This window comes from Psychrobacter sp. NZS113 (assembly GCF_015864825.1).
In the GTDB taxonomy this organism is placed as follows: Bacteria; Pseudomonadota; Gammaproteobacteria; order Pseudomonadales; family Moraxellaceae; genus Psychrobacter.
Map to the genome: position 1 here is coordinate 30508 of NZ_JADYWL010000002.1, position 20004 is coordinate 50511.

The window sequence follows — 20004 nt, forward strand, 5'->3', positions numbered from 1 at the left end:
TCGGGTTTACTGGTGTGGTCATTCAAATCAATGGCGGCTTGATTGATGTCCATCTAACCACAACATATCTAAATATTAAATTAATATCGGTACGAAACAAATCAGAGGCGGGTTTATGAGACACGAGAATAGCACCTATACATATAGGCATCACAAGATATCGAGTCATATTTTGTTAGTGGCACTGACATCGTTACTCTTTGCTTGTAGCCAACAACCAAGTACGGATGCGCAGCATATACAAAGTCTATCAAACCATAAATCTGCCACTACTGACTCGCAAACATTACAAGCAAGCTCTACTGAGATAGAGCCAGTCATGACTCCTGCAATCGAGTCGTCCACATCACTTAAAAATGTTTCAGTCACTGTCTATAAAACGCCAGATTGTGACTGCTGTGAGGGCTGGATAGAACATATAGAAAATCATGGTTTGAAAGCAAGCGTCCAACATCCTGAAGACTTGTCTTTATTTAAAGATCGTTATGATGTTCCGCAGCAGATGCGTACTTGCCATACTGCGGTTACCACAGATGGCTACGTCTTTGAAGGTCATGTTCCTGCAAAATATATGGCGCAGTTCTTAGCGAGCCCGCCAGCACAAGCCATTGGCCTTGCTGTACCGGGTATGCCAGTGGGCAGTCCTGGTATGGAACAAAAAAATAAATTTATGCCGTACCAAGTAATGCAGATGAATAAAGATGGTACAGCAGAAGTACACGCTGATAGTACTGGTATGGAGCAACCAAGTAAATTTGTACCGTACCAAGTGATTCAAATGAATAAAGATGGCACAACAGAAGTATATGCTGAGATTACATCTGCTCAGCAGCAACTATAACGCACGGCTATATATGGTGTGATCATTATCAATGATAAATACCAAGCACCTTATGCCTATCATAGCTAATATAACAACCTATTGAAAATGAAGTGCTTAAACATTAATTTTGATATCAGTACTATAAATTTAGAACCATGGAGAAGTACGATGATGAACGATACCGCTATGAATGGATCAATGATGAACGGAACCATGATGCAAGGTATGGGCATGGGTGGCATGATGATGTGTATGCTATTTGCACTATTGTTATTTGCAGTACTCATATTAGCTGGTATCGCACTGATAAAACACTTGCGCAAACCAGCAGCAATTGCATAATAAACGGCCTTATCTGGCAGCAGGAGATAGAGATAATGTGTCTGTCCCAAGTCCAAGTCCAAGTTATTAGAGATTGTTTTAAGCTGATGGTTCTCAACGGAGAGTTTGATTCAGTGTGATATACCATAAATAGAGCTGAACAATCTAATAGGGCTGACAATTTAATAAAATTGCCAGTCCTAATGGTATGGTGATGACGTCATTTAATATATTATCAAATGCTTATTAAAAGATTGCCAGTTAGTAAAAAAGGTTATTCAGGGTTGTCATTAATGAAGGTAACCAAAAGCTCGCCCAATACTTCACCTTGATCTTCTTGGAGGAAGTGCCCACCATTAGTAATAATCGTATGGTTTTGACCTTTAGTTCCCGGAATAAGCTTTTGCATTATCTTATCACCACCGTTAGTGACCGGATCTGAATCGCTGAATAGGGTGATGAACGGTTTTGTCCATTTACTCAGTTCAACCCAAGCCGCACGGTTCTTGTCTGAGGCAGGATCATTCGGTGTCGTAGGTACGAGTACAGGGAACTGTCTGGCGCCTTCTTTATAAGACTCATCAGGAAACGGTGCATCATAAGCGTCGATTACCGCCTGTGATAGCTCTGTGGTAGTACCGCTCTTAATAGCACCACCAACATTGAATAGTGGCGTTTCTTGTGAGAATTTTTGCCATTTCCGAAAGCCTTCCCCTGGATCATGATCGCCCGTAGGGAGCATGGTATTACCAGCGGCTACACGGGTAAATTTATCTGGGTGTGCTGCTACAAGGCGAAGTCCGATCAGACCACCCCAATCTTGACAAAACAGGGTAATGTTCTTCAAATCTAATTGGTCAAGTACCGATTGCATCCAGTCGACGTGACGCTGGTAGGTATAGTCTTCACGAGATGCAGGTTTGTCTGAACGTCCAAAACCAGGAAGGTCTGGGGCAATCACACGATGACCAGCGGCAGTTAATATTGGGATGACTTTGCGATATAGATAAGACCATGAAGGCTCTCCGTGTAACAATAATACTGGAGCGGCATCTTTTGGGCCTTCGTCGAGGTAATGCACACGTAGTTCACCCCCTTCGCTATCGTCGACTATTAAGTAGTTTGGCTCAAAGTCGTAATCAGATAGGTTCGCAAAACACGAATCAGGGGTTCTAAGTACTTTCATATATCATCCTTGTTATCGTTTAGGTCCATTAAATGTAACTTCAGGGCTGGGCTTTTGGTACGTGATGTAATAACTATACTCTATCTACTTCGACATTCTATCTACTTCGACGGGTAGTCATCTTAATCAGCAGAGGTATCTACTATAATGAACAAGCTCGCCTTGTATATTTAAAAAATACTTCAAATAAAGACTATATCTTACATACCTTTGTTCATGCAACATAGAGAGTGCTGAAAAAGGTATGAGTGATATGGCGTATCAATAGGGGTAAATTCAAACTTCATTAATAAATGGATTGCTATATATATACTTTATTATTTATGAACAAGCTTGGTATAAGCTTTACCTAATACCACGCCAAAGACAATGTGTAGCATCAAGGTTGCGATAGGTATCATGACACCGCTTGGCATATCTAAGCCAAACATCGCCTTGCCCATTATTGGCATCACGGCAACCATCATCACAAGCCAACCTACAAAACCTATCCCGATACCGAGCCCGACGAAGCTTTTATGTAAATTATTACCAGATGCTAATGCGATGCCAATACCGTAGCCGATAGATCCAATCATAAAGTGAGCCACCAAAGCGATGGCTTTACTACCACCCATTTTGGATGCGATCATCGCGATGATATCGAAATCAGGCATTAGTCCCATCATGCTTTTGAACATGAGTAGCAAAGACATGACGACAGTAGCGATAAATCCTGCAATTATTCCTGCTATATATTTATTCATGACCAATATCCCTTTTTTATGGTTTTATAATTATTCTTTCTTTTTTGAGATAATTTGCTCAACCAGTGTGACAAGATCTGACGCTATAAAGTTAGGAGTTGGAACATTAGGCGCGGGTAACATAGCGTTGTAAGGCCGTGTGAGAAATGCCCCTTGGCAGCCAACTGCTTGTGCGCCAATCGTATCCCAAAGATGAGAAGCCACTAGGCACATATCAGACATCTCAACTGACAGCTCTTTGGCCACCATTTGATAGGTCTCAGGTGCAGGCTTGAACTTCTCTACCGTCTCAACACTAAAAGACTGCTCAAAAAATTCACTCAATCCTGCTTTTTCAAGTGGTGTAGGAGAGGTGCTGCTCGCTGAATTGGTCAATGTCACGAGTCTAAACCCTGCCGCACGTAATTTGGTCAATGCAGGCGCAGCGTCAGGATGAGCGGGCATGTTACTCATGCGAGTTTTGAATTCTTGGATGTCATCATCTGTTAGCGTGACCTGATGGATATCAGCTGTCATCTGTAATGCGCCAACACCGAGCTCACCGAAAGATGTATAAAGACCGGATAAAGTCATGGCTTGAGAATACAGCACCAACTGAGCGAACCATTCTCTTAATATATTCTCGTTGTCGAATACGCGAGCAAATAAAGGTGTGAGGGTGTCGATATCTAGTAATGTCTCATTAACATCAAACACGATGATTGAGGGAGATAGGTTAGAGGACATAAAAGCTCCTTTTGATATATAGGTATTTTGAATATAGGTGCTTTGCATTTATAAGTATTAGAGCAACAGCATCAGTAGCTATTACAGTAACTGCACTTAAGCAAGCATTCAAGTTAATTTGAGTAATCACTCAAATTTAGAGTCGAGTTATATCCAGCTTTTTAAATAGCTCGCTTAACTTGCTTAGATTCTTTCGCTTAGAGGAGTTGGCTATATATCACTGAAGGGCATTGCGAAAGTTTTGAAATTCTTCAGATTGATCAAGTAGACTGCTACCTAGCGAGCGCAAATCATCGACTTGCTCAGGTTGTAAGTGAAAAGTGGTTGGCATCGCATCGAACTTTGCACGTTCGTTTTTATCTTTCACTTGATCAAAGGTTAATACTGAAAAATGCACTTCAACTTTAGGGGAGTCTGAGTCACGCTGAGCATTTACATGCTCACCCCATTGCAAAAACTCTTTTTTAGCCGATGAGACAGTTTCATTATTCAAAGTACCTAATGCGACCTCACTAGCAGCGGAAATAGTGTCGAGGAAACTAGGATCTTTACTCTCTAGTGACCACTCATGCTCTGAGTAGGTCTGCGCATTGGCAATGACGACCAGTACTTGTTTGACCTGGCGCAACTTGTCGGGGCTAAATGCGCCCGCCATATTCGGGACGTCGCCATATTGAGTCACAGGGCTCATCATTGAGCCACGAACGCCTAGATTATCGGTGACGCCGCCATCTACCAACCGAAGGACAGGCATGCGATCTGGCTGTGAATATCGGTCTAATGCACGGGCGATTGCATAACTGCGTGGTAGATGATCGTCTTGATTTAAAGCCTTATCCACCCAAGGTTGCCCACGCTCGGAGCAGTCAGAAAAGTTACGTAGGGCGATGGGAGCAAAGATGCCAGGCACAGACGAAGAGGCCATCACTGCATTGGCTACGGGATAGCTCGATAAATCTGAACATAAAAAGTCAAACTGCTGCTGAGTGAATGAGAACGTCATGGCGTTATTTAGGTCACTAGCATTGAGGATGACATAAGGCAGTTTACCCCGACCCATATCCGCAAAAGTCTTTTGCTGAAACAGACTGCTGTCTAAGTTATCCGCTACCAGATCGCCTCGATTGTATTCAGAGCTGCTCATAGCGATTAGGCTTTTTGGACGTAATGCAAGCCTGATCAGCCGAGACTGCCAGTCTTCATAAAGAAACTCTGGTGCAAACCGCTTAAAAATATCATCACCAAACAAGCCGTAATAAGCAGCGGTGTAACTGCCACCTGATACTGAGGAGATGACATCCACCTCATCTAACAGTCGACGCTCGACGCCATTGATAGTCACTGGCGTGTCACGCAGTTTTTCGAGCACGCCGTAGCTAAGCGCCGCTGCCCGTGTGCCACCACCAGAAAAGGCGAGCACCACAAAGACATCATCTGAGTTTTGAGGTAAATTATTATCAAAGTCGTAACGAGTGGTGGTTTTATCCGCTATGGGTTCGTTCCAGACTCGTTGCGTACAACCCGTCAATAGGCTAGATATAAGCATTAAGAGGAAAAGGATGAAGCGTAATCGAGGCGCAGCTATGTAGTGTGATAGCCTTTGAAGTAGGTGTTCGTAGTAAGTAGATAGATATATACGCATGCAAACTACCTCAAAATATATACAGTCAAATCCACATAAATTCGCTACATCGTCACCCTCGCTAACCATACTAATGTATAGCCTGCACTCGATTTCCTTGTATCGAAATTATTTGAACTCAACTATAGGTCAGGTCTCTTGTCTCTCAGTTATTTCAAAGCGGCTATCCGTGACACTTTTTATGAAGTTTTAGAGAGCGTTTGACGATTATTGTATTGACCTTTCTTATAATAGATAGCTGATGCGTTCGGTTCGCAGTTGATAAGTACGATTGTTGAATATAAACAGTAACGGTATAGCAATGGCCAGTCAAGATTAAATTGAGTGCCCATTCAATTTTGATAGCGGCGTGTTTAAGTTCGATACCTCTAGAAGACAGGTATTTTCGTTTTAATATAGAAATGGTCTGCTCTAAAGAGCGCTAAACAATCATGCGGCAGCCTAAAGTCTGATGATTGAGAATGACCATATATTAGTCATCGTCAGCATACTTATTCGCTAGGATCAGAGCCAGGTGGAAAGTCATGGCGCAGCTGAGATACGTTGTCAGTTGTCACTATATCAGTATAGTTATTTAAATCACTATGCACATATTGGGTAACCGCAGCTATCTGCTGATCATCCATCATGCTATGAAAAGAGGGCATACCGCGCAATCCGTTGATAAGAATGCTAATAATATAATATTTAGACTCCATTTTACTGTTGTTAGCCAATGGTGGGTAGTAACCCGCTCCCTGTGCACCTTCACCTTTGAGCATGTGACAACCCGCGCAGGAGTCGTCATAAAGCTTCTTTCCATTCGTAGCGAAAAACCCAGTCTTACCTTGTGTACTGCCTTCAAATTTGGCTAGCCATTTTTGTAAGTTAGCATCGTCACTCATTTTTGGTATAGCACTGACATCGACGATATCCATAGGCGGGCGTGTCAGTGCTTCTTTTGATAGATAGACGCCGCCCCAAGCCCCATTATTGCGGCTGGCCTGATCGTCAAACACCATGGGCGCTGTTTGCTGGCTGGCGATAGTAGCGGCGTTCTCGGTTCTATGCTGACTACAGCCTGACAACGTTATTAACGCTATCGATCCACCAACAACGAGGGTCATTATTGCCTTACCCGGGCTCAGCGGGCTAGATGATTGGATTGGGTTTGATGTCACCATATTCATGATTGTTCCTAATGTGCCTAGTCTCATTGTTATCATTTTTGCTTCAACGCCAGACTTGTTAACCAAAGACTTATGATTTAAAGACGTGCTATCCAAGTTTCTTGGCCTTTTGATGTAGGCGCTTGGCTGCGTCTAGCCCTGATAGGATTGCGCCTTCTTGCCAGGCAGGGATATGAGAGCAATGCTCACCCGCTAATACAATACGATGGTCAATACTGCAAAGCGACTCGTAATACTGCTGACGGCTCGACTCACTCCAAATACCATAGCAGCCGAGTGACCAAGGAATACGATGCCAAGCGACTGATGTACCTGCACGGAACTCTTTGGTGTATTGCGGATGAATCTGTTTGCCATAGGCGAGAGCCGCACTGATACGTTCTTTTGGTGTTAACGCATTGAATTTATAAGATGCCTCTCCAAAGCCATAAGCACCTAATAACACGCCTGAACCTGAGGTGAATAAGTCTTGTGAAGGGTAGGAGATTTGGGTAATGGGCAGATCCGTATAAGTGATGCCGCCATATATCCATTCATCCTCTTCCCAAAACCGTCGCTTAAACTCAAGACCTACTTTGTAGGAGGAGTCATAAGGCACTGCAGCCATGGCTTGCTTCATTGGCTCCGAGACATTGATATCAATTTGGGTCAATACTGACAGGGGGATATTGCAAATACACCAATCAGCACGAATACTTTTAACACCACTTGTTAAGTTGCTGCTTTCAGAGTTGCTGCCTTTAGAATTATTGGCATCGATATAATCAATCGTGACCCCTGTTTCATCTTGATGAATCTTAGTTACCTTAGCATTGAACTGGATCATATCGCGACATTCGCGGGTGAAAGCATCGCCGATTTTACCCATGCCACCAACAGGTTGAAACATGGCGGGTTGATGTACATGAACCGTATAGTTGTTATAGAGATCAGACCACATGCCTGAACTGAGTAGCTTGTCCATTGGAATGGGCGTAGAGGGTTGGGCATCGGGCATCAGACCACCCCCTGGATAGACGCTATAACCACGATGTTTACCCGTTTCATGGCTTTTGACATAGCGATAATCAGTATTGAGCACGCCCCAACCTTTGAGACCTTCTAACAGTTTTTCTTTGTCTTCTTTAGTCACCATATCATCCAAGCTGCCTTTATTGACGGCTTTGGATAATAGCTCTGATACATAGCCACGGATATCGCTTTGCACGTCACCTAAGCGCTGCGGCGCACCATTGAAATGGTTGGTGCGATGTAGATAAGCACGATCATTGGTTTGAATAAAGGGCTGTAATGCCACATTGAACTTTTTGCAATAATGAAAGACCGCATAGTGATGCACGGGCAGCCGCCATGGCCCACCGTTGAAGTAGTTGCCTTTTTCGAAGTCGCAGGTGACTTCTTCGCCTCCTAATTCCGTGTATTTATCCCCACTGTTTAGCGTCCAACTGCGTCCGCCGCCGCGATTCTGGTACTCAAGGACGGTGACTTTATAGCCTGCTTTGCGTAACTCATAAGCCGCTGTCAATCCACCTAAGCCCGCACCAAGGATTACGATGCTGGCGCCAGCAGGGGCGCCTTTTAGATCTATTTCTTTTTGAAAGCTAGACTCTGAGGCAAAGCCCAATGTGGTCATTGCCTGATACATGGCCGTCGCGCCAGCCGTCTTACCAATCATCGAGAGCAGTTGTCGCCGTGTAGGGGAATGTAGCAAATCTTTCATTTAAATGTCCTTATAGTGCTCAACCTCTATATTGTTATAGTCAATTCTCTATAAAGAGTGACAGCGTTAACCTCGCTTGAAGTATTACATATACATCTACACTCGGTTGCCTTGACTCTCTTTCAAACTGAATCAACTATATAAGAGGCAAACAGTCCGATTTGTTTTTGGGGTTAGCCTTTCTCTTTTATCACTCGCTTAACCTCGTCAGCACTTACATCACTACTGGGTAAACCGCCAAAGTTGATTCGCACATAATTGGTAATACTAGCAATCTGCGCGTGACTCAAGTCTTTTTCAAAGCCTGGCATCTTGGGTGCAGTATTGAATGCACCTTTTGCCCCAAATGCAATCACGCCGATAAGTGCATCAGGTTTAGCACGGCGGATGCTACTGAGACCGACGATAGCAGCATAGCGGGCATCAGGTTGCGCGTAACCATCGACACCGTGACAGCTGGCGCAATGAGTCAGATATAGGGATTTTGGTGAATTACTATTTCCCATTACTCTATTTGGATTGTTATTCTGACTACTGCTTTGATTGCTGATTTGATGACTGCTTTGATTAATACTGACATGAGACTGGTCGGCTTTCGCCTTAGCTAAGTAATCCTTTTGCTCAAGTAAATCATAGGTGATAGAAGTGCTTTTTGGGCTAGGGAGTCGAGCGACATTGACTGGTATTAGGTAATCATCCGTCTTGATTGCTGGGACGACTTTTAGATAGTTAGCCATCGCACTCAAGTCTTCATCAGTGAGATAGCGTGTACTATGTGCTACGGCTTCGGCCATGGGGCCACCGGCATAAGCTTGCTTATCAAGCTTTCCAGTACGCAAATAAGTAACGATGTCACGCTCAGACCAGCGCCCAATACCCGTATCGTTGTCAGGCGTGATATTAGGGGCAAACCACTTACCGAGCGGTGCTCCAGATAGATAGCGATCTTGATCGAGACCTTGGGTGAGATTGCGCGGCGTATGACAAGTGCCGCAATGCTCTAGATTATTTACCAAGTACTCACCGCGCTGCTGTACGGGAGTCAGTCCTGAGCGATTTTCGGTAGAGGGTACATTGATGACATTCCATGCCAGCATTAAGCTGCGGATGTTTAATGGAAATGGCAAATGAGTAGTCTTTTCAGGAGGTTTATCAATGATAGGTACTGTCTGGAAATAAGCGAATAAAGCGCTAATGTCAGCATCAGACATGCCGTGATAGGACGGATAGGGCATGGCGGGATAGATTTGATGCTTTGGCGCACGACCTTTACGAAGGGCATTTTTAAAATCAGATTCGGTATAGCTGCCGATACCATACTGCGTAGAAGGGGTAATATTGGTCGAATAAATATTGCCAATAGGCGTCTCTATCGGTACGCCGCCGCTGTAATCTTCACGGTGGCAAGCCATACAATCTGCCGTACGTGCCACATAAGCCCCGCGATTGGCAAGATCACTATTAAGTGGACTAACATTCGGCAGACTAGTTCTAGCAGGCAGAGTCTCTCTTGGGAAACTGACAGTGTCTGCCATCGCCACCGTAGAGATTGAGCTGAGCCCTAGTGTTAGCATTAGCGTTATTGCTGAAGAAAACGACCATGCTGGCATGACTGTAGAAAGTGGCTTCGTAATGTCCTTATAATGCTGATCAATCATTCTTAGTCCCTTTTCATAAGATGTCCGCAAGTCACCGATAGTGTCTACCAAAATAAAGCAAAGTGATAAAAGTTCATATTTTAAAAACGCAATGTCGTAAAATTAAAACTGACTGCTACAGCCTAGCGGCTTCAACTTTGATGTTTAAGTTAAGGTTTTTAGTCAATCCAAACCAGCCAAATTTGTTTATATTCCATTTTGTTCGATCAATCGTCGCAGTGAAGTCGCCACCGCAAACATCTTTTTTGAGGCTGGGGCTTAGATAACAATCAAACTTCGTGGCTGTTAGGCTAATAGGGTGTGTCTCACCATGTAGCGTCAGCTTGCCATCTACTCTTGTTACCTGTGGGCTTTTCTTATTTTGATCAAAATACCATTTCGTCGACTTAAATCGCGCTGAGGGGAACTTTTTTGCATTAAAAAAATCAGGCCCCGTTAGGCTGTTATTAAAAGATGGGTTGCCTGTATTGAGTGAGTCTATCGGTATGATTAATGAGATGTCACCTGTTCTTAGAATCGGGTCATATTGCAATTGACCTTTGATATCATAAAAGCCACCAGTAGTAGCAGAGGTTTTGAAGCGTTCAATGGCAAACCGTATATGAGTGCTGGCAGGATTGATAGCATAACTGGCGGCATAACTGTCATCTATAGTGCTGACAAGCAGTAATGGGATAATTGATGAGTAGAGATGCAGGGGTTTTTGATCAATAAAAAAGAGGCGCATAGCTACATTCCTTTGCGGGCTATTGATATATAAAGCGTTTATCAACGAGCACTATCCATAGTTCTGCTTAACGATAAGGTGGTTATTGTTTATTATTTATACATTATTTTTCAAGTGGTTAGTAGTGCTATTTTGGTAAATATATCATCATCAGTTCCATTTATACCCACAAGCTCATTTTAAGTGTTGGATGTTTCAATATCAGGCAGGCTGCTGTCGGCATGTCTTTTATTACTATTGGCGCTTTTGGATTTTTTCATTATCGAGTCTTTAAAGAAAAAGGTGGCGAGCGCACATGCTATGGTCAGTGACAGCAGCATCGATACCAATGTATGACTAAAAAAATGGTCACCAAAGAGCATTTTGTATAGTCCCATCGTCCAGCCTAAAACCGTCACACTCTCAAATATTCTATAACGATATTTTTTTAGGGTGGGTAAAAATACCAAACCATACAAAGAAAATCCTGCGCTGGCATGTGCGGCTGGAAAGCATTTGGCTGGTGTGTCGGCGACTATGTTTTGCCAAACATTTAGATACGGCAAACTCCCACCAAAGAGTGTTAAATGGTTGGGGCAACTCACATGTGTTACCCCTTTTAGTAACGCAATAGAAGTAGGGACTACGATAAGAATCGTCAAAAGATAGCTTATCTCACGAGTAGATAAAGGAATGATAAGTTTACGGAGCTTACTGCTATTGGTTGTAAAAGTACTATGCAGAGATTGTCTGTATTTCAAGATTAATACGGTAATCAAATAGAGTGCTAGGAGAATCAATAAGGTTTTAGGTCCATCATAAAAGATGAAAGCATAAGGCTGTACATCCTTTTGGATGAGCCATTGCCCATGGCTATAAAACAGTTCACTAATACGAATATCAAATTGGCTATGCTCAAAAGTTAAAGCCGCAATAATCGTTAAGCATAAGAGCTTAAGCCAAACCCAATCCGTTGAATTATCCTCTAGAATCATTTAAAACCTCAACTAGTCCTATAGTCAATTCTCTATAAAAGAGTTACCGCGTTAACTTCGCTTGAAGTATCACATATACATCTACACTCGGTTGCCTTGTCTCTCTTTTAAACTGAATAAACTATACATACATTATGGTAGTGATACTGCTCACCAAATACTGTTTAAGATAAAAAAGTCGATAATGCCATTAACCACAAAACAAACAGCAACAGTAATGCTAGAAACTGAGCAGCTGAACCGACGTCTTTGGCTATTTTTGCTAATGGATGTTGCTCAGTAGAAGTATGGTCGACACTCGCTTCGATACCAGTGTTGATAAGCTCAACGATTAAGGATAGGAAAGAGGCGAACACCAGCATCATTTTTATATTGACAGCGAAAGGCATAAATATGATGGAGGTGAACAGTAATAGATTGAGCCAGAGAACTTGTCTGAATGCGGCTTCGAACTTATAAGCAGCACGGAAACCATCTATAGAATATCCTGTTGCGTTTAGGAGTCGAGCCAGACCTTTTTTACCCTTGGCATTACTTGCAAAGCTGCCAGTCATCACAAGAGTATCAGGGGTGCTGTTATTTATAGAATAGGAATCTATCTGTTGATGGCCGATAGAAATGGTTTCGACATTGCTTATATTGATGCTCATATTGATGGCTCAATCGTTAGGGATATTTTGAGTGTATGGCAAGGAGTACGTAGTGCTTTCACTCGCCTTTCTTATCTCTGAAAATATAGAGTAAGTGCAATCATTTCTATAATTATTGTTTTAATGATCCCAGTGTAGGAGGTCACTGGTTAGCACTTGGGTATCAGTATGAGCGAGGCGCTGTTAAGAAAGCGTTAAGATGAGAGACTTTTGCTCTTTTATATTTATGCGATGTACTTATGCGATTGTTGAGTGTAGATGCAATACTTCAAGTGAGGTTAACGCGGTAACTCTTTTATAGAGGATTGACTATATAAGAGGCTACGTATAATAAATACTAAAGGTACTACCGCCTGTCTCATTGGCTTGGTGTGTTAGTTGCCAGTCCATATGGGTCATGATGCGTTGCACGATGCTAAGCCCCAAACCGCTGCCTTCAACTTGGTAGCTAGACTGATTTTTTGACAATGATTCGGTATCCAGTTGTTGGCCATTGCTCTGTTGCTCTAGGCGCTCAAATCTTTCATATAGCAAAGGCATCATTACTTCAGGAATACCAAGCCCTGTGTCCGTGACGGTGATTTTTTCGGCATCAATCGTAATGACTACCTCACCATCATCAGTGTATTGAAATGCATTTTTTATTAGATTGCCCAATGCCATTTTTAGTAGCTCGGGTCGTACGTACGCAAAATATTCTTGTTCAGCCATTACGGTGCAAGTCACTGCCTTATTGCGTAGCAAGTATCTTAAGCGCGCCACTTCATTTGAGGCAATATCATTGATGGAGGTTTGCGGTGTGTCTAGCTTTTCAGGTGCACGAGAGAGTAATAGTAAGGCACTGATAATCTCAGAAGTTTCTTTAGCAGTATTGCTAATGCGGTTGGTAAATTCACTTAAGTGACTGTCATGTTCTAATTGTGAGGCCAGTACCTCTGATGCTCCCATGATAATAGTCAAAGGGGTGCGCAGCTCATGGCTGACATCGCCTGTAAACAACTGCTCACGTTTTAGGTATTGCTCTAGTTTATGGTTTTTATCATCGATAGCGCGAGCCAAGACGCCAACTTCTGAAGGTAAGTGTGTCAGTTGGGATAGGTTTTGATGATCGGTTTCTACGGCTTTTTTTAAGTCTAATAGTGGTTTGGTGATTTGCCTAGAAGACAGCTGAGAGAATATCGCTGCGATTAATAAACTCAAAATGACAGCCGCTCTCAAGGCATTGGCAAAAATATCTTCTAAGCTTTCGAAGATTTCTAAAACCGGATAGTGACTCATTACCATCTCAACCCCTTCTACGTAGGTCAAGATATAAGCTTGTTCACCTTGCTGATCGATGAAAAAATGAAGGTTGGCGTGGGTTTTGCCAGACTCCTTGTTTATAGTGATCGACATTTCTTGCACTTTTTCATTCGCCAATGCTTGTAAATTGGCAGGTGCAACATCGTAGCGGTAAATTTTAATACCTGGGTCGGCAGTGTAAATAGGCTGATCGCCGTATTTCTCTTGACTGAGATCAAGCTGCTGTAATAGACGGGCCTTGACCAGCTCTTGTTCTATTCTGCTCTCCGCGTACAGAAAAATACTGACGAAAGTTGCGCAAAGCAATAAGGCAAATAAGAAGTAAGAGATTCGAAACTTGTTAACGATGGAGTCGATACTAAACATGGTATTTACTTCGTAATGAAAGGCAGAAAGAGAGGTGGCCATACAAATAGCTAAATATTCTTTATCACAGGAATAGGTTGTTAAAGCTATCAACGGATTTTATACTTTATCTGGATCAATGATTTGGTAACCCACACCAGGTATCGTGACTATCATGACTTGTACAAAGGGTTTATCGACTTGTGCACGTACACCATGCATATGTGTGCGCAGGGCATCGCTACTAGGAATGTCCTCACCCCATACCTTTTCTTCTAGCTCGTTTTTACTGACGACTCGAGGAGAAGTGCTCATGAGCACATTTAGTATCTTAAAGCCTGTTGGCGTGAGTTTTAGCGACTTTCCTTCACGTGTAATGGTGTGCTCTTCCGTGTTTAACGACAGCTTGCCGACTTCTATACTATGCTGGAAGTGGTCGTCTTGATGTCGACGTATAAGGGCTTTGATGCGTGACTCTAGTTCCACTAGAGAAAAGGGCTTAACCAGATAATCATCAGCACCACTATCGAATCCTGCGACTTTATCTGAAATAGTATCGCGCGCCGTCAGCATGAGTACAGGGGTTTTATTATGTAGCTCATCTCTTAGTTTTTTACACAGTTTTGTACCGTCCATGCCAGGTAGCATCACATCTAATAAAATCACGTCATAACGATTATTAGCAGCGAGCGTTAAGCCGCTAATACCGTTATGAGCATTATCCAACTCAAAGCCTTTGGGCTCAAAAAAAGCATAAATATTGGCCACAATATCAGGATTATCTTCAATAATAAGTATTTTGTACATAGATGTCTCGTGCATAAATGCCAGTCGTGAATGGATTAAAACGCTAACTGGCCAGCTTAAAAAAAGTGGGTTCTGCTGCCACTTCATCGGTTATGATACCGAAGAAACTGAGTAAAGTGGGCGTAATGAAATCATGTGATACGGGCTGATCGGTCATACGAGCAAGACTATGATTATCAATACTGTTACTAGTAGGCGACCAAATGATGACTGGTACCTGCTTTTGGGCATCGGGTGCAATACTATAGGGTAGGCCATGCAAATAAATATTGTTTTCTCCTAAGCTCTCGCCATGATCACTGATATATACCATCACCACATCATAGTCTTGCTCATAATTTTTTAGCGTATCAATAACGTTATCTAAGAAGTAATCGGTATAACGAATGGCATTATCGTAACCGTTGATAACAGACTGGTCATCACATTTGGCCAGCTCATTGGTCATGCAGACAGGGTTAAACTCTTCAAACTCGTTAGGGTAACGCTGGTAATAAGCAGGACCATGATTGCCCATTTGGTGCAGTAAAATAAGCGTATCTTTAGGTGTTTCGCTTGACTTAACAAGTTTGTCAAAACCATCGAGCATACCAATATCTCGGCATTCAACATCGCAGTTAGGGTTAGTCTCAGCGGTTTTGTAGTCTTCAAACGTGACGCGATCGGCCACACCTTTAGAGCTAGAGTTGTTGTCTCGCCAAATGACGTTGACACCTTGTTTATGTAGCGTGTCCAGTACGTTTTCATTATAGTTTGCATTCTTAGAATCATAGTTTTCTCTATTAGCATAACTGAACATACAAGGCACCGAGTAAGCGGTAGATGTCCCGCAAGAGGTCGCTTTTTTGAAACTATAAATGTCTGGCTGGCTAGCAAGTAATGGCATGGTATCGCGCTGATAACCATTGAGACTAATATGATCGGCACGGGCTGTTTCGCCGATGACAAATACCATTAGCTTAGGTTTTGCAGTATTAGTACTGGCTCCAGTAACAGGTGCTAGGCGCTTGGCATCGGTCGCACGCAGTACCAACGTATCAGGCCGACGTAGCTCATCAATGTAATCAGTGCCCAGTTTGATAACAGAATAGACAGGGGTGATGGGGTTGGCGTAACTACGGATTATCTTGTGCTGACGAAAAAAGGTGGCATATTGATCGCCTAAGGGCAAAAGGCATGTGCCTATAAAAGCAAGCGACAGTATCAAAGTCATGATGCGTTGTAAGACAGCACGACGTAAAGGACTACGCTTTATAGGGGTCTTGGCAATCATAAAAGCGGGTATGATGCCCAATAAAATAAAACGAATAAAAAAGCTTGGTGCCATCAGTCCCGTTACTTCAGCTTGGTCCGTCTCCATACTATTGATCAGCATATTGGTGTCAAATATCGTACCGTAAGCATCCGTAAAGTACCCGCATACAGCAGCTATCAATACCATCGCAATAAGCACGATCTTTGCAATTGGTCGATAGCATAATAGCTGGAACAGTAGCCACATGAGTCCGAATAACAGACCTGTGAGGGATGTTATAAAAGCAATATGCGTTCGAAAGGGATAAATATTCAGCACTTGCTCAAAAAAGCCAATATTCGCCGTGGCGACCAAGTAGAGCGCAACGATTATAATCAAATAATGGAGATTAATCTTGCGAGTAGACACTTTGCTTATTCTGGTTGTATCGCTATTTTTAGTATAAGTTTTAGTATCATTGGTGCTAATTAATTGAGGTATTGACATAATCTGGCTTCTCAACAGCGTTATAGGGAATATGTTCCTCACCATAACAAGGGGCTTGTTAAGAAGACGTTAAGGTAGCTGGGTTAAAGAGTCTTATAAATGATTAGCATTAGGCTTTTGGTCGTCCCTAACGCAAGACGCTTTGTCTACAGCCAGTATTTCTCTTGAACATAGGCAACACAGAGATTATAAAATGCTTGAGCGGGCGGAGAGATAGATTTATTGGCGAGTTTAAAGATACTGAACTGTCGGTCCAAAGATGGGTCAACTAAATCTATTCAAACTAGTTCCGGCTCATTCGCAGGGAAGGCAAGCTTGGGTAGAGTTTTTATAACAATGATATGGTTGCTGAAATTACAGCTCAAAACTTTGATATTGAAAACGATACTCAGCATTTTGATTCTATATATGCTAATTAGCAATTTGGCGCTTGCGTGATGTGCTCATCCCAATATGGCGGCGCGCCATAATAGTCTGTCATAAAGTCAATAAAACACCTGACTTTATGGGGCAGCAGTTTTCTATGAGCATAGACGGCATATAAGCCCAAAGGGTCGGGCTCATACTCAGGCAACACTACGACCAACTTACCAGTATGTAGCGCATCACTAGCAATAAAAGTCGGTTGCAGTATTAATCCTGCACCTGCAATGGCTGCTTCAACGAGTACGTCGCCGTTGTTACTGCGGAAGATACTCTGTTCTTTGAGTTGCTTCTTCTTTAAGTACTTATAAATTTGTCCGTTAGTTTCTATATTTATATAGCTGTAATGCAAATAGCGATGCGCTTCTAAATCCTCGAGTTGTTTAGGCATACCATGAATTTTTAGATACGCAGGCGATGCGCATAAAACCACACGAATAGGGGAAATTTGCTTAGCGATGAGTGATGAGCTCTCTAACTGTCCGATACGCAGTGCAATATCAAAGCCTTCTTCAACGATATCAACTTTTCGGTCGCTTAGCTGAAGATCAACGGTGACGGAAGGATATTGTGCTTGAAAATCAGTAATCAGTCTTGCCATATGCTTTAAAGCAAACGAGACAGGCGCACTGATTCGCAAGACTCCCTTGGGGTGCTGCTGTAGGCCGCCTAATTGCGCCGATATTTCATCAATACTCAATAAAATCTGCTGCGCGTGCGTAAAATATTGGCTACCACCCTCAGTTACACTTACTTTACGGGTTGTGCGATTAAGCAGTCGAGTATTTAGCTGCTCTTCTAATTTGGCAACATATTTGCTCACCAGTTGCGGCGAGAGCTGCATAGTGATGGCGGCTTTGCTGAAACTGCCCTCCGTCACGACTGCCACAAAGGCGCGCATCGCATCGATTCTATCCATGTTTTTTCCTGTATTTATCCTAATATCAAATACATTATAAACAATATGTTGATAATTATTCAATATAACTCAGCTTACTCTTTTATATCGTTGATAGTAAAGTGTGCCTATATCATTTCCGACACTATTTATCTTAATCATACATTCTGGAGTAAGCATCAATGACAACATCACTACTAAATAAAGTTTTGACATCGAACGCTGGAGCAGCGGCCTTAGTTCTTCGTATACCAGTTGGCCTGATTTTGGCAGCCCATGGCGCCCAGAAGCTATTTGGTTGGTTCGGTGGTAATGGGCTAGCAGGTACGGCTCAATGGTTAAGCAGTATGGGTATGGAACCTGGTTATTTGATGGCGATATTGGCAGGTGGTGCTGAATTCTTTGGTGGTCTTGCTCTGGTATTGGGTTTGCTAACTAGATCAGCCGCTTTAGCCGCAGCCTTTACCATGTTGGTGGCTATTTTTTCTGTCCATATCAGCAATGGCTTGTTTGCTGACAACGGTGGCTATGAATATGCGTTGACATTAATGGTGGCTTCGCTCGCGTTAATGATACAAGGGGGCGGAAGTTTCAGTATCGACAAAATGCTATCAGGAAAAGTAGAGCAGATTTAATAGTGGTGAGCAGTCGAAAACTTGTGTCATCTAGAGCTGTTTTTGAGCTTAAACATTGATATTTATCGTTGATTTATTCATCGTTGAGATAAAGCATAAGGGAGTAAAAGCGAATGGGCAACGCATCGATTTCAGTCACACAGCCAGTATTTTTTATACCGCATGGTGCGGGGCCATGTTTTTTTATGGATTGGCAACCAGCTGATACGTGGAATAACATGGCTAAATTTTTAAAAAGTATTCCTAATCGACTGCCTGAGCGACCAAAGGCTATCTTAATCATTAGCGCGCATTGGCAGATGTCTGAATTTAGTATTACGGCTGGCGAGCAACCTGAGCTCATTTATGACTACTATGGCTTTCCTGAGCATACCTATCAACTGACTTATCCTGCATGTGGCGCGCCAATATTGGCTGATCGGATTAGCCAACTGTTTACCGATGTAGGTATCACTAATGAAAAAAACACTACGAGAGGCTTTGATCACGGGACTTTTATACCCTTAAAGCTGATTTACCCTGAGGCCGATATTCCAGTGGTACAGCTATCACTACGTAACAATCTAGACCCGAAGGCGCATCTGGCTACTGGTCAAGCACTAGCATCATTGCGTAAAGACGGGGTGTTGATTATTGGTAGTGGTATGAGTTTTCATAATATGCGCGGCTATGGCGATGCAAGATTTACCGCACCTTCAGAACGTTTTGATGAATGGCTGACTAACACTGTGGAAACAGCAAATTTGGATAAGCGCCTCTCAGCCCTTACGAATTGGTCAAAAGCGCCTCACGCGCTTGATTCACATTTATTAGGTGCAGAAGAGCATTTGCTACCGCTTATGATAACGGTAGGAGCAGCAGGGAGTGATGTAGGGCGCAAAATCTATTCTGAGCAAGTGCTAAAAACTCAAATATCGGCCTTTCAGTTTGGCTAAATATGTTGAAACGTTTAATGCATGGTATTTCAGCGTGGTTGTCAAAAATAAAACATCCTTTGAATCTCAGACTCAAAGGATGTTTTAGATTAATACAGCAATTATTAATGACATATCAAAGTTGTCAAAGTGAGAGATAACGTCGCTTATTATTCGTAGTTTGCCACCACATTATTTCCATCAAGTTTGAATTTATAAGTATTGAGCACAATACTCTCATCATCTAAACACTGACCAGTAGCTAGGTTAAAGCGTTGCTTATAGATGGGCGAGGCCACATAAAGGACTTCTTTTGCTGTTCCTGTATCATCTGTAATCGTGGTGCCACCAATCAAACCTCGAGACAATACATTGGCTTGACTGAATGGATCGTAGTTATCAAGAGCAAATAAATCGTTCTGTTTGGTACGAAAAATAGCAATTTGTTTGCCATCTATCAGGGCGCAGACACCGGTTTCAGGAATGATATCGTCAAGTGTACAAATAGTCTGTTGGTTCATGAGGCGGTATCCTTAGTGATGATAATATTGCTCTGTATGAGTGGTAAATCATGAGTGACAAGCTGCAAGTCACAAA

General features: G+C 42.6%; 19 protein-coding genes. 4 read left to right on the top strand and 15 right to left on the bottom strand.

From position 1 onward, the window contains the following. Positions 1-115 precede the first annotated feature (115 nt). Both I6E61_RS03025 and I6E61_RS03030 read left to right on the top strand, forming a co-directional pair. Positions 116-841: a DUF411 domain-containing protein gene (locus tag I6E61_RS03025; protein WP_197129603.1), complete on the top strand. Its 726-nt coding sequence runs from the start codon at positions 116-118 to the stop codon at positions 839-841. Between the two features lie 150 nt (positions 842-991). Next, positions 992-1165 carry a hypothetical protein gene (locus I6E61_RS03030; protein WP_194196843.1) on the top strand — a complete coding sequence of 58 codons (174 nt, stop codon included), beginning with the start codon at positions 992-994 and terminating at the stop codon, positions 1163-1165. Between the two features lie 253 nt (positions 1166-1418). On the opposite strand, the gene I6E61_RS03035 is transcribed toward I6E61_RS03030, so the two are convergent. The 14 genes from I6E61_RS03035 to I6E61_RS03100 all read right to left on the bottom strand — a co-directional run bounded on the left by I6E61_RS03035 (position 1419) and on the right by I6E61_RS03100 (position 17879). Next, positions 1419-2330 (bottom strand): haloalkane dehalogenase, encoded by a 912-nt coding sequence (locus I6E61_RS03035; RefSeq protein ID WP_197129606.1) that lies wholly within the window; start codon positions 2328-2330, stop codon positions 1419-1421. A 317-nt stretch (positions 2331-2647) separates the two neighbouring features. Then, positions 2648-3076, bottom strand: coding sequence for a DUF6789 family protein (locus I6E61_RS03040; protein ID WP_197129608.1), 429 nt, complete (start codon positions 3074-3076; stop codon positions 2648-2650). A gap of 30 nt (positions 3077-3106) precedes the next feature. Beyond that, entirely contained in the window at positions 3107-3802 is a 696-nt protein-coding gene (locus tag I6E61_RS03045; RefSeq protein ID WP_197129618.1) for a haloacid dehalogenase type II, read from the bottom strand. A gap of 217 nt (positions 3803-4019) precedes the next feature. After that, positions 4020-5444 (bottom strand): patatin-like phospholipase family protein, encoded by a 1425-nt coding sequence (locus I6E61_RS03050; RefSeq protein ID WP_197129621.1) that lies wholly within the window; start codon positions 5442-5444, stop codon positions 4020-4022. A gap of 491 nt (positions 5445-5935) precedes the next feature. After that, the gene (locus I6E61_RS03055; RefSeq protein WP_227685654.1) at positions 5936-6613 is read right to left on the bottom strand and encodes a cytochrome c; all 678 of its coding nucleotides are present in this window, start codon (positions 6611-6613) and stop codon (positions 5936-5938) included. A gap of 88 nt (positions 6614-6701) precedes the next feature. Next, the gene (locus I6E61_RS03060; RefSeq protein ID WP_197129624.1) at positions 6702-8333 is read right to left on the bottom strand and encodes a flavin monoamine oxidase family protein; all 1632 of its coding nucleotides are present in this window, start codon (positions 8331-8333) and stop codon (positions 6702-6704) included. 173 nt (positions 8334-8506) lie between these two features. Beyond that, positions 8507-9943, bottom strand: a complete 1437-nt coding sequence (locus I6E61_RS03065; RefSeq protein WP_227685682.1) for a cytochrome c — start codon at positions 9941-9943, stop codon at positions 8507-8509. A gap of 163 nt (positions 9944-10106) precedes the next feature. Continuing rightward, complete coding sequence (locus I6E61_RS03070) at positions 10107-10718, bottom strand: YceI family protein (RefSeq protein WP_197129629.1); 612 nt, start codon at positions 10716-10718, stop codon at positions 10107-10109. Between the two features lie 179 nt (positions 10719-10897). Then, the gene (locus tag I6E61_RS03075) at positions 10898-11692 is read right to left on the bottom strand and encodes a PAP2 family lipid A phosphatase (protein WP_197129632.1); all 795 of its coding nucleotides are present in this window, start codon (positions 11690-11692) and stop codon (positions 10898-10900) included. 164 nt (positions 11693-11856) lie between these two features. Beyond that, on the bottom strand, positions 11857-12246 hold the full coding sequence (locus I6E61_RS03080; RefSeq protein ID WP_197130729.1) for a diacylglycerol kinase: 390 nt from the start codon (positions 12244-12246) through the stop codon (positions 11857-11859). A gap of 417 nt (positions 12247-12663) precedes the next feature. Further along, entirely contained in the window at positions 12664-14052 is a 1389-nt protein-coding gene (locus I6E61_RS03085) for a HAMP domain-containing sensor histidine kinase (protein ID WP_320158563.1), read from the bottom strand. A 57-nt stretch (positions 14053-14109) separates the two neighbouring features. Next, the gene (locus tag I6E61_RS03090; protein WP_197129635.1) at positions 14110-14796 is read right to left on the bottom strand and encodes a response regulator transcription factor; all 687 of its coding nucleotides are present in this window, start codon (positions 14794-14796) and stop codon (positions 14110-14112) included. A 43-nt stretch (positions 14797-14839) separates the two neighbouring features. Further along, positions 14840-16537: a phosphoethanolamine transferase gene (locus tag I6E61_RS03095; RefSeq protein ID WP_197129638.1), complete on the bottom strand. Its 1698-nt coding sequence runs from the start codon at positions 16535-16537 to the stop codon at positions 14840-14842. A gap of 415 nt (positions 16538-16952) precedes the next feature. Then, positions 16953-17879 carry a LysR family transcriptional regulator gene (locus I6E61_RS03100; protein ID WP_197129640.1) on the bottom strand — a complete coding sequence of 309 codons (927 nt, stop codon included), beginning with the start codon at positions 17877-17879 and terminating at the stop codon, positions 16953-16955. Positions 17880-18040: 161 nt separating this feature from the next. On the opposite strand from I6E61_RS03100, the gene I6E61_RS03105 reads away from it, so the two are divergent. Together I6E61_RS03105 and I6E61_RS03110 are read left to right on the top strand one after the other, a co-directional pair. Then, positions 18041-18493 (top strand): DoxX family protein, encoded by a 453-nt coding sequence (locus I6E61_RS03105; protein WP_197129643.1) that lies wholly within the window; start codon positions 18041-18043, stop codon positions 18491-18493. Positions 18494-18606: 113 nt separating this feature from the next. Continuing rightward, positions 18607-19428 carry a class III extradiol ring-cleavage dioxygenase gene (locus tag I6E61_RS03110; RefSeq protein ID WP_197129646.1) on the top strand — a complete coding sequence of 274 codons (822 nt, stop codon included), beginning with the start codon at positions 18607-18609 and terminating at the stop codon, positions 19426-19428. A gap of 149 nt (positions 19429-19577) precedes the next feature. On the opposite strand, the gene nirD is transcribed toward I6E61_RS03110, so the two are convergent. Beyond that, positions 19578-19928 carry a nitrite reductase small subunit NirD gene (gene nirD / locus I6E61_RS03115; protein ID WP_191115282.1) on the bottom strand — a complete coding sequence of 117 codons (351 nt, stop codon included), beginning with the start codon at positions 19926-19928 and terminating at the stop codon, positions 19578-19580. Positions 19929-20004: the final 76 nt, after the last annotated feature.